Raw genomic sequence first — 11,465 nt, 5'->3', positions numbered from 1 at the left:
TTTACCTATTGCATATATCAACACGCATTTAAAACATAGCCTTTTGAAAAAATAGAATTATATAGAGTTTTAATTAATTTTATAAGGTAAAAAGAAGAGTTAAGTAATTTTTCTTTTTACCTTAAATTTTTATATATAGCTAATGACATTGTTTAGATTATTATGTCATCATTCTTTTAAGATGTAAAATTATAAATTTTGATACTGTTTACAAAATATGGTATTATTAAATAACTAATCTACTTATTGAATTTAAAGTATATTAATATATTTGAGGTGAGTATATAAATGAATACATGTGAAAATTCAAAAGGGGAAAAATGGATTAAAATAAAAGGCAAAAGAAAAATTCAATCCTTTCAAGATTTATATGCAGATTTATTTAATATAAGTTTAGGAATAATATCATTAGAAGGAAAGGCGTTAACTGTATGGTCTAATTCTTCTTTGTTTTGTAATTATATTATAAAAAACAATAGTGAAAGGTGTAAGCAAGAAAAACAAAAGATAATAGATTATGTTATGAAAAATGGTCAAGTTATAAAATATACTTGTTATATGAAGATAACGTATTTCGCATGTCCTATATTTTATGGTGATGATTTAGTAGCCATATGTTTAGGGGGAGGAGTTTACTTAGAAGAAGATAAAGAAAGTTTAAATGAGAATATTATTAAAGGTATACAAATAGTAGCTGAAAGTAAGTTGAACGATATCATAACTTTGTTAGAGAATGTATTTAATTTAATAGATAATGAGAAAGAAGTAAATCAATTAAAAAAAGATGAAAATGAAAAATTTAATGAAGATCTATTTTTTTTAGAAAATAAGTTGACACTTAGAGAAGTGGAAGTTGTTAAATTAATGAACTTAGGAATGACTAATAAAGAAATTTGTATGAAGTTAAATATAAGTGAAAAGACAGTTAAAACACATGTTACTAATATATTAAGAAAATTAAAAATGAAAGATAGATTAGAGGTAGTTATATTTTGTAAAAGTAATAGTATAAAATATTATGAGGCTTCAAATGTCTATTAGAAAGAAATGTATTGTATTTGTATCTATAGTTGTAATTGTACCCATGATTTTAATATTGATATTATCAAATGTTATTTTAAATGATCAAATAGATAAATCTGCTCAAGGATATTTAGAAAATGCTTTTATAATTGCAAAAAATCAAATGTTAAATCAATTAGATGAAATGGAGAAAATTTCAATAAAAACAACTAATTCCTCTGATTTTAAAAGTAAACTAAAAGAAGAAAATAAAAATGTACTAGATGCAGATATTTATGAGTTAAGAGAGGTATATGAGTATATAGATTTATATTTTGTATTTAGTGATGATAAGAGGTTGTTATTAAATCATCCATCAATAAAAGGAACTAATTTAGATAGATTAAATATATTATTGGACAAGGCTAAAGAATGTCATAAAACTGTTATCTCAGAAGAAATATTTAATTTAGATGATTTATTTTACTATGATTCTAAAGAATATAATGAATTTAAAGTAAAGCTAGACAATACAGAGGGAAAGGAGTATTTAAATAAAAGTTTAGTATCTATTACTATTTCTCCAGTATATGATAAAAAAGAGGATCAACTTCTAGGGTTCTTAGTCTTAGGTTCAATAATAAACAATAATGATTATTTCCCAAAAATATATTCAGAAAATGTTAAAAATTCATATTTAGCAATTTCTATTGATGAAATTAGAATAGCATCTAATATTAGAAGTCCCAAAAAAGAAAATTATATTGGAAGTTTAAATCCTACTTCAATAAAGGAGTTAAATAGCTTAGAAAAAACTTATTTTGGGAAACAGAACATTGATGGAGAAATTCATATATTTTTAGATAAACCTATATTAAATTGCGATGGAGAATGTGTAGCTGTATTAGGAGTTGGCATTCCAGAAGACAAGTTTTCTATTATTATGCATATGCAAAGAAATATAATTATTTTTGTTTGTGCTTTTTTCTTAGTAATAATGTTATTTATTTGTAAATATGTTTCCAGAAAATTAACTGCACCAATTATTAAGGCAACAGAATTGGCAAATCAAATATCAAAAGGAGATAATGAAGTTGTTATAGATAAAAAATTTTTAGAAGATAATAAAGATGAAACAATAATTTTACTTAAGGCATTTAAGAAAATGGCAGATGATTTAAAATATGCAGAAAATGAACGTGAAATTTATTTGAAAAATATAAAATATGAACAAATAGAACAAGAAAAATTATCTAGACAGCTATTTTTATTAAATGAAAGCTTAGAAGAAAAAGTTAAGTTACGTACAGAAGACTTAAGAGAAGCTATAAAAAGTTTGAAAAAAGCAGATAAAGTTAAATCATTATTTTTAGCTAATATGAGCCATGAATTAAGGACTCCATTAAGTGCAATTATTACTTGTTCTGAAATTTTAAAGGAAGAAATATTCGGAAAATTAAATTCAAAACAACTCAAACATATAACTAATATTTTAAATAGTGGAAATCATTTATTACAATTAATTAATAATGTTTTAGACATATCTAAGATAGAATCAGGAAAAATGAAACTCACTTTAGGAAGATATTCTATTGCAGACATTATAATGGAGAGCTTTTCAGTTGTAAAAAGTTTAGCTTATCGAAAAAATATTTATATTGATATAAATATAAATCCTAGTGATTTTATTATTAAAATTGATGCCAATAAGTTAAGACAAATATTATATAATTTACTTTCTAATTCAATTAAATTTACACAAGAGGGTGGAAAAGTACAAATAGAGGTTACTAAAAATTTAGCTTATATTAAATTAATTGTTGAAGATAATGGTATTGGAATAAAAAAAGAAGATCAAAAGAGGATATTTAATGAGTTTGAACAAGTGGATAATTCTTACGAAAGAAAATATGAAGGTACTGGACTTGGGTTACCTTTAACTAAAAAATTAGTTGAGATGCATGGAGGTGAAATATTTTTGATAAGCAATATAAATATTGGAACAAAGGTTATAGTTACTATACCAGTTCAAAGAGAAGATAATAGTGATACTATAGTTCCTAGTATAAATTAAAATATCAATAACATGGAGTGGAAAATCATGGATAAAGTATTGATTATAGATGACAACAAGCAAAATTGCGAAATAATTAAGGATTTACTATATACATGGGGCTATTGTGTATACTTAGCATTTGATGGATTTGAGGGTTTTAAATTAGCTAGAAATGTTAAACCGGATGTAATTCTTTTGGATGTTATGTTACCAGGAATGAATGGATTTGAAACATGTAAAAAATTAAAAGAAAATCAAGAAACTCAAAATATTCCTATTATAATGTTAACAGTATTAAATGAGGTTGAAGATAGAATGCGAGGATTTAATGTTGGGGCAGATGTGTTTTTATCAAAGCCTATTGTTTATCAAGAATTAAAAAATAGAATTGATTGGGCTGTAAAATCTAAAAGAGTATTTGATAATATGGAACAAATAGATAAGGTGGCTATATGCTTATTAAATATTATAAGATTAAAAGATAAAAAGTTATATTTACACTGTAAAAATGTAAAAAACTACTGTGAAAAAGTTGGTAAGATATTATTTTTAAATGACGAAGAAATGAAACAATTAATACTAGGCGCATATTTACATGATATAGGTAAAATTTTTTCTAATACATTGTTGGAACATGTGGAAATGGGAGAAAATATTATTTCAGATTTGAATATGTCCAAGTGGTTAAAAGTAATGATAAGAAATCATCATGAAAAAATGAATGGTAAGGGATTCCCAGATGGTTTAACTTCTAGTGAAATGTCACAAAACCTAAAGATATTGATTACAGTAAATAGATTTATTGAGTTATTAGATGAATTGAAAGATAATGAGGCTAGTATACTTAAATTAAGTAATGAATGTGAAAAAGGAGACTTGAATACAGAAGTTATTGAGGCTATAAAACAAGTATTAGAAGATGAAAAATTTATTGAAAGTATAAACTATAATTAATGGTGAAAGTGGCTGCTTAAACTAAGAGTATAATTTCTAGTTTGAGTAGCTTGCTTTTTGGAAAAATAAAACAATATACAACTTAAGTTGTATATTGTTTTATTTTTGTAGGTATTTATTACAACTTTGGTTTAATTATAAGAATGATATTGAGGACATAGAATTTAAATATAAAGGCAAATAAAAAATAAATTTCTAAGTTGTAGGTGAAGTTTTGATTTCATCTAAATAGAAATTTGTATCATGGAATAGCACCTGTTATATTCTTGAATTATTAGGAATATTATGGATGTTGATTTCAAGATAAAAAGTAATTATTATGCATATAAAAAGGGAGGAGTATTATGATATGAATAAAAAAGTAAAGTTAGCTGATATTTTAGCTGAAAAAGGGTTACCAATTAATTTTCAATTTGGTGGAGATGCTCCAGAAGAAATGACAACACGTGAAGTACAAAAAGAGCCAACTCCTAGAGCTAAAAGATTAAGAGAAATTTATTATGACACTTTATCTACTGCAAATACTGAATTCCCATATTGGTATAACAGAAGATGGAATGAATTAGAAGGTGAAGTAGATATAGTGAGAAGGGCTGAATCTCTTAAATGCGCTTATTCTCATTTAACACCTAATATTATACCTGGTGAAAAATTAGTTATGCAAAAAACTAATTATTATAGAGGATCATTCCCAATGCCTTGGCTTTCAGAAGGCTTTTTTGTAGCTAAAGAAGACGAATTATACAAGGAAGCTTTAAATAGAGGCAGTGCTAGTGCTGGAGAGTTAAGTAAATTTGGTACTGGTGGAGGAAATGTTACTAAAAGTTTTGGTAAAGTAGTTTCTATAGCAGGTAAATTTGGAATGAGACAAGAGGAAATACCTGTATTAGTTAAGCTTGCCAAAGAATGGGTTAATAGATCTGTAGATGATTTGGGACATAAATATGAACAAATGGTACCAGATTATGAAATAAAAGAAAATATCATGAAATCTTTAATTTGTATGTTTGATTCAGGTTTTACATTACCTCAAGGAAGAGAAGTTGTAAATTACTATTACCCATTACAATATGGTTTTGATGGATTAATTGATATGGCTACTGAATGCAAGAAAAAAGTTGCTGGAAATGCCGATGGAGACGGACTTGTAGGTATGGACCGTTTATATTTTTATGAAGCTGTTAAAATAACTTTAGAAGGTATTCAAAATTGGATATTAAACTATGAAAAGCATGCTAGAGATTTAGCTGCAATTGAAAAAAATGAGGCTCAAAAAGAAGAATATCTTGAAATTGCTGAATGTTTAGGCTGGATTTCTCATAAACAACCACGTACATTTAGAGAAGCTCTTCAATTGACTTATATTATTCACATAGCAGTAATCAATGAAGATGCTATTTCTGGATTGTCACCAGGAAGAGTAGGACAAGTATTATATCCTTGGTTTAAACAAGATATAGAAAATGGAAGAATAACAGAAAAAGAAGTATTAGAACTTTTAGAGCTTCATAGAGTTAAATTTACATGTATTGATTGCTTTGCTTCAACAGGTGTTGTTGGAGGCGTTCTTTCAGGAAATACATTTAACAATTTAACTATTGGTGGGCTTAAAAAAGATGGAAGTTCAGCAGCGAATAGATTGGAATATTTAATAGTAGAAGCAGGTATTACATGTTCAACACCTCAACCTACATTATCATGTTTTTATGATGAAAAGTTACCAGAAGAATTCTTACTAAAATGTATTGAATGCGACAAAACAGGTTCAGGTTATCCAGCTTGGATGAATAATCGTGGTGCAATAGAATTTATGATGAATCAATATGGTGATGAAGGAATGACCATTGAAGAGGCAAGGTCAGTTGCAATAGGCGGATGTCTTGAGACTTCTCCTTGTACTTGGAAAGAACTTACTCTAAACGGAGAAAAATATGATATTCCAGGCGGAGCAGGACAGCCTACTTCTGTTGGAGTACACTTTATTGCCAATCCAAAGGTGTTAGAACTTGTACTGACCAATGGTAAGGATTACAGAACTAATTCACAAGTGTACCCTGCGCATAATAAAAAACTAGAAACATTTGAAGAATTAGTTGACCAATTTAAAGAGTATTATGAATTGACTTGTGATGTACTTGCTAAGACTAATAATATTCAACATGATGTTTGGCGCAAAAAAAATATGTCAATTGTGAATTCATTATTAAAACCAAATTGTTTAGATACAGGTAAACACATTGGAAACTTAGGATATAGATTTAATGCAACTTACAATATAGAAAGTTGTGGAACTATTAATACCATAAATAGTTTAGCGTCATTAAAGAAGCTTGTATATGATGACAAAAAATATACCCTTGACCAAATGAAAGAAGCAATACTTAATAACTTTGGATTTAAAACTGCAGAGGAAATAGGAAGCTATTCATTAGCAGACCAAGAAAAAGCTGATATTAGTTCTAAATATGACGATATTTATGGAGAGTGTTTATTAGCACCTAAATATGGAAATGATGATCCATACGTTGATGATATATTAAAGAATTATGAAGATTGGTTCTGTGATGTATGCCATAATTATGAATCATTATATGGCAAGAAGATGTATGCTTGTCAAATTTCTGTTTCAACTCATGGAGCACAAGGGGCAGCAACCCTTGCAACTACAGATGGACGTTTGGCTGGTACAACTTATGCAGATGGATCTATGTCAGCTTATCCAGGAACAGATAAGAATGGACCGTATGCATTATTTACATCTGCTACAGTTTGGGATCATAGCAGATCTCAAAACTCACAAATGAATTTGAAGATTCATCCAAGTGCAATTAAAGGAGTAGAAGGATCTAAGAAGCTATTAGATTTAACACGCTCTTATATGAGAAAAGGTGGATATCACATTCAATATAATGTTGTAGATTCAAAGGTATTAAAGGAAGCTCAAGTTAAACCAGAAAATTATAGAGATTTAATGGTTCGTGTTGCTGGATTTACACAATACTGGTGTGAAATTGGTAAGCCAATACAAGATGAAGTTATTTCAAGAACTGAATATGAAGGGGTGTAATAAAAAATGGCTAATGAAAATATGAAACACAATGATTGCTTAAATTTTTCATCAATAGATGCAGCAAAAGGAATTTGCAGAATATCTAATCAAATGATATTTATAGATACACCTATTTGCAATAATTTTAATGAAGCTCACAAGTGCAGAAATTGTACTAATTTTAAGAATCCTGATAAAGATAATATGGGAACTTGTACAGGGTTAAAGATCGAAGCTTGGACATTTGGAGATTTAAGTGCCGCTACTTGTGAAGGGTATAAAAATAATAAATTAGATGATAAAAAATAATAACTGAAAGATAACCAAATATGATTTGAAAATTAAAGAGAGTGTGCTAAAACTTAACATACTCTCTTATTACTTTAAAAAAGGAGTAAAAGTATGGAACAAAAAAATGCTAATCATTTAGGTCATATGGTTGTACTAGCCTCATGGCTAGCCGTTTTTTGCTTATTTGGTTTCAGATCAACTTTCTCTGTATTGCAAGTGCCAATGTCACAAAATTTAGGCTGGCAATCTTCGCAGCTTACTTTGGGATATTCTTTAATGATGACAGTTTATGCAATTACTGCTTATTTTAGTGGAATGATAATTGATAAGTGGGGAACAAAGCCTGCATATGCAATAGGATCAGTATGTGCTTGCCTAGGCTTTTTTGTAACAAGTTATGCTCAAAGTTATTTAGGTTATTTAATTCCATACGCTATTTTTGCTGGAATTGGAACAGGTATGCTTTGGGTTTCATCAACTGTTTCTGTACGAAAATGGTATGTAGGAAAATCTTATGCTAGTATGTGGGGAATTGCATTTATGGGAGCTCCAGTAGCTCAAGTAGTATTGAGTCTTCTTGTTAAACAAGTACTTAATTTTACAGACTGGAGAACTGCAATGAGAGGATTAGCAATAGTAGTTCTTATTGCACTTATAATTGCAGCAGCTGTAGCAAAGAAAAATCCAGAGGACTATGAACTTGAACCTTTTGGAATAGATTCTATTAAGTCAAATGTTAATAAAGATTCAGGAAAGATTTGGACAGTAAAAGAAGCTTTTAGTATATTCCCAATTTGGGGAGCTATTTTAACTTTTTTAGGCAGTATGCTTGGAGAGTTTTTAATTTGGACTCAAGTGGTTAAATTTTGGAATGTTGATGTAAAAATGTCACTAAGTACCGCAACTAATCTTTATATAATAATAGGAATAGCAGGAATATTTACTATGCCTATTATGGGAAGAATAGCTGATAAAATGGTTGGAAAATACAATAATAACGAAGCTAAAGCTAGAAAAGTTATGTTAATATTTGCACCTATAATTGGATTATTGGCTTGTGCATTTTTACTTATGACTAAAAAATCTATTGTATTTGGAATAATATCTTGTATTCTTTTTGCTATATATTGGGCAATAGAACCAGGTGGTGTAGCAGGATACGCAGGTTCTATATATGGTAATAAAACATTGGGTAAAATATGGGGACTTGCAACATTAATAGTAATGGCTATAGGTCCAGCAGTTGGTAGTTTCATGGGTGCATATTTATATGATTTATCAGGAAGCTATTTTAATTCAATAATATTTGCAGCTTGTGCATTTGTTTTTTCAACAATTGTTGCAATTATGTTACCACTTTCAGTTAAGAACAATAAGTAAATTATTAATTTAAAATATTGTTATAAGGAGGGGAACATTTATGCATAAAGATAAGGGATTAATTTTTGATATTCAAAGTTATTCTGTACATGATGGTCCAGGATGTAGAACTAGTTGCTTTTTTAGTGGTTGTTTTTTAAAATGCGAATGGTGTGCAAATCCAGAAAGTTGGACCAAAAAAGAAAAAATAATGTTTGCCGAAGGAAAGTGCAAGTATGACCAAGGATGTAAGAGATGTGAAAAAGCTTGTGAAAAAAAAGCAATATCTTTTAAAGATGATAATTCATTAAATATTGATTGGAGGGTATGTGAAAATTGTACTAGTTTTGAATGCGCTAAAGTATGTTATAATGAAGCATTAAGAATTTGTGGAAAGTATTACACCGTAGATTCTTTGTTAAAAATTTTAAATAGAGATAGGCAATTTTGGGGCTCAAATGGAGGTGTTACATTTAGCGGGGGGGAACCTTTTTATCAAAATGAGTTTTTAATAGACACGTTAAAAAAGTGCAAAGAAATGTATATTAATACTGCAATTGAAACTACAGCATTTGTAGATACAGATATATTTTTAGAAGGAATGAAATATGTAGATTTTGCGTTTATAGATGTTAAGCATATGGATAGCAAAAAACATAAAGAAAAAACAGGGGTATATAATGATTTAATTCTTAAAAATATAAAAGAACTAATAAATTCTAATTGGCAAGGTAGATTAGTTATTAGAATGCCAGTTATTCGTGATTTTAATGATACTGTAGAAAATGCAATAGCAACAGCTGATTTTATGAATGGTTTAGGAATTTATGAAATAAATTTACTACCATTTCATAGAATGGGAGATTCGAAATGGACTCAACTTGGAAAAAAATATAGCTATAGTAATGATGAACCAACTAGTGAAGATAAATTAGATGAGCTTCAAGACATATATTTAGATAGAAAAATAGCATGTTATGTTGGAAGTGAAACAAGTTTTTAAATAATCATACTAAAACAGGATTTAGTTTAAAAATTAAATTTTATTAGTATATTTTAACAATAGTACTTGTAGTATAATATTATTAAGTAAGCATACAATTAAAGGAGATTAATTGTAAACTCCTTTAATTGTATTTTTTTATTCTTTAGGAAATTATATTGTTGGACAATATGAGGATAACTTTTATAATACTGTATTTTAAAGATATAATCTGAATACTCCTAAAGAATAAAAAGAGCAGCATAGAATTTATGCGATTATTAAGTTAGAAATGTAAAATATCAATGGTTTCTTAGCTGCCTCAACAATTTTATTTTATTTTAAAGTATAATTGTTAAAAAAATGATAAAGATTAATGATATAGATATTTTTTTACAAAAGTGTATGAAAGTAAAAGTATAAATATAAAACAGTGGATTTTCCACACAAAATTATTATTTTATAATACATAGTTTAATAAGGTTATGATATAATTTACATAATTAGAGTTTTATTATAAAGTGTAAGATTTAATGAATATCTTTATAGATAAAAATTTATTTTATAATATGCAGTATGAAATTAAATAATAGTAAGGATGTAGGTTTTATGAAAAAGTTTATTATAACAACAGATACAACAGCAGATTTACCAAAAGAATATTTGGATAAAAATAACATAGGATTACTAACAATGTCATTTCAAATGGACGGCAAGGAATACGTAGGAGATGAAATTTTAGATATAAAAGATTTTTATGATAAAATGCGTTCAGGATCAATGCCAACAACAGCTCAAGTGAATCCAGAACAAGCAAAAATGCAATTTGAAAAATATTTAAAAGAAGGATATGATGTACTACATATTTCTTTTTCTTCAGGACTTAGTGGAAGTTATAATAGTACAAGAATTGCATCTATTGAATTAGAAGAATCATATCCTGATAGTAAAGTTATAGTTATAGATTCATTAAGTGTTTCATCAGGTGAAGGACTTTTAGTTTACAAAGCAGTAGAATTAAAGAAAAATGGCAAAAGCATAGAAGAAATATCTACTTGGCTTGAAGAAAACAAGCTTAATGTTTGTCAATACTTTACAGTAGATGATTTGAATCATTTATATAGAGGTGGACGTGTATCAAAGACTACTGCTATTCTTGGGACTGTAATAGGAGTAAAACCAATCATTCACGTAGACAATGAAGGAAAACTTATACCTATCGCTAAAACAAGAGGTCGTAAACAGTCATTATGCAAGCTTCTTGATAATATGGAAAAACTAATGGGCACATATAAATCAGAAAATAATATTATATTTGTAAGTCATGGTGATGCAGAGAAAGAAGCAGAAATTGTAGCAAATAAAATTACAGAAAGATTTGGAATAGAATCTATTATGATTAATACTATAGGACCTATTATTGGAACACATTCAGGCCCGGGAACAGTTGCAGTGTTCTTTATGGGAGAAAATAGATAGCTTATAAAATACAGTCTATGGTTTGTAGAATGTTAATATATGCATAAGTAAAGCTTATATGGATTAATTGAACTTAAGGATACTAAAAACAAGTATAGTTCCGTTAAAACACTATTTTGCTTATTACATATATCAAAATATAGTGAAAAATAAGATACAATTAAAGTAAGGGGATTTTACACTTTAATTGTATTTTTTATTCTTCAGGAAATTATAAAAATATTAAATCTGTGGACAACTTCTAAAATACTGTGCTTTAAAGGTATGAGGAGTACCCCTAAAGAATAAAAAAT

General features: G+C 27.8%; 8 protein-coding genes. All 8 read left to right on the top strand.

Annotation, left to right across the window (positions count from 1 at the left end):
• Positions 1-288 precede the first annotated feature (288 nt).
• The 8 genes from NG904_RS03010 to NG904_RS02975 all read left to right on the top strand — a co-directional run bounded on the left by NG904_RS03010 (position 289) and on the right by NG904_RS02975 (position 11,172).
• Complete coding sequence (locus NG904_RS03010; RefSeq protein ID WP_252212344.1) at positions 289-1,041, top strand: LuxR family transcriptional regulator; 753 nt, start codon at positions 289-291, stop codon at positions 1,039-1,041.
• Positions 1,031-3,076 (top strand): ATP-binding protein, encoded by a 2,046-nt coding sequence (locus NG904_RS03005; RefSeq protein WP_252229685.1) that lies wholly within the window; start codon positions 1,031-1,033, stop codon positions 3,074-3,076. The genes NG904_RS03010 and NG904_RS03005 overlap by 11 nt, the downstream gene beginning before the upstream one ends.
• Positions 3,077-3,103: 27 nt before the next feature.
• Entirely contained in the window at positions 3,104-4,012 is a 909-nt protein-coding gene (locus tag NG904_RS03000) for a response regulator (protein ID WP_252229683.1), read from the top strand.
• A gap of 349 nt (positions 4,013-4,361) precedes the next feature.
• Positions 4,362-7,079: a 4-hydroxyphenylacetate decarboxylase large subunit gene (gene hpdB, locus NG904_RS02995; protein ID WP_252229681.1), complete on the top strand. Its 2,718-nt coding sequence runs from the start codon at positions 4,362-4,364 to the stop codon at positions 7,077-7,079.
• Between the two features lie 6 nt (positions 7,080-7,085).
• Positions 7,086-7,370 (top strand): 4-hydroxyphenylacetate decarboxylase small subunit, encoded by a 285-nt coding sequence (gene hpdC, locus NG904_RS02990; protein WP_252229679.1) that lies wholly within the window; start codon positions 7,086-7,088, stop codon positions 7,368-7,370.
• 93 nt (positions 7,371-7,463) lie between these two features.
• A complete protein-coding gene (locus NG904_RS02985; protein WP_252212339.1) occupies positions 7,464-8,732 on the top strand; it encodes an MFS transporter in 1,269 nt (422 codons plus the stop codon).
• Positions 8,733-8,772: 40 nt separating this feature from the next.
• A complete protein-coding gene (gene hpdA, locus NG904_RS02980) occupies positions 8,773-9,714 on the top strand; it encodes a 4-hydroxyphenylacetate decarboxylase activase (RefSeq protein ID WP_252224275.1) in 942 nt (313 codons plus the stop codon).
• A gap of 588 nt (positions 9,715-10,302) precedes the next feature.
• Positions 10,303-11,172, top strand: coding sequence for a DegV family protein (locus NG904_RS02975; protein ID WP_252212337.1), 870 nt, complete (start codon positions 10,303-10,305; stop codon positions 11,170-11,172).
• The last annotated feature ends 293 nt before the right edge of the window (positions 11,173-11,465 follow it).

It is taken from the genome of Clostridium sp. ZBS15 (assembly GCF_023845705.1).
Taxonomy (GTDB): Bacteria; Bacillota; Clostridia; order Clostridiales; family Clostridiaceae; genus Clostridium; species Clostridium aquiflavi.
This window is presented reverse-complemented; position numbering and strand designations above follow the sequence as displayed.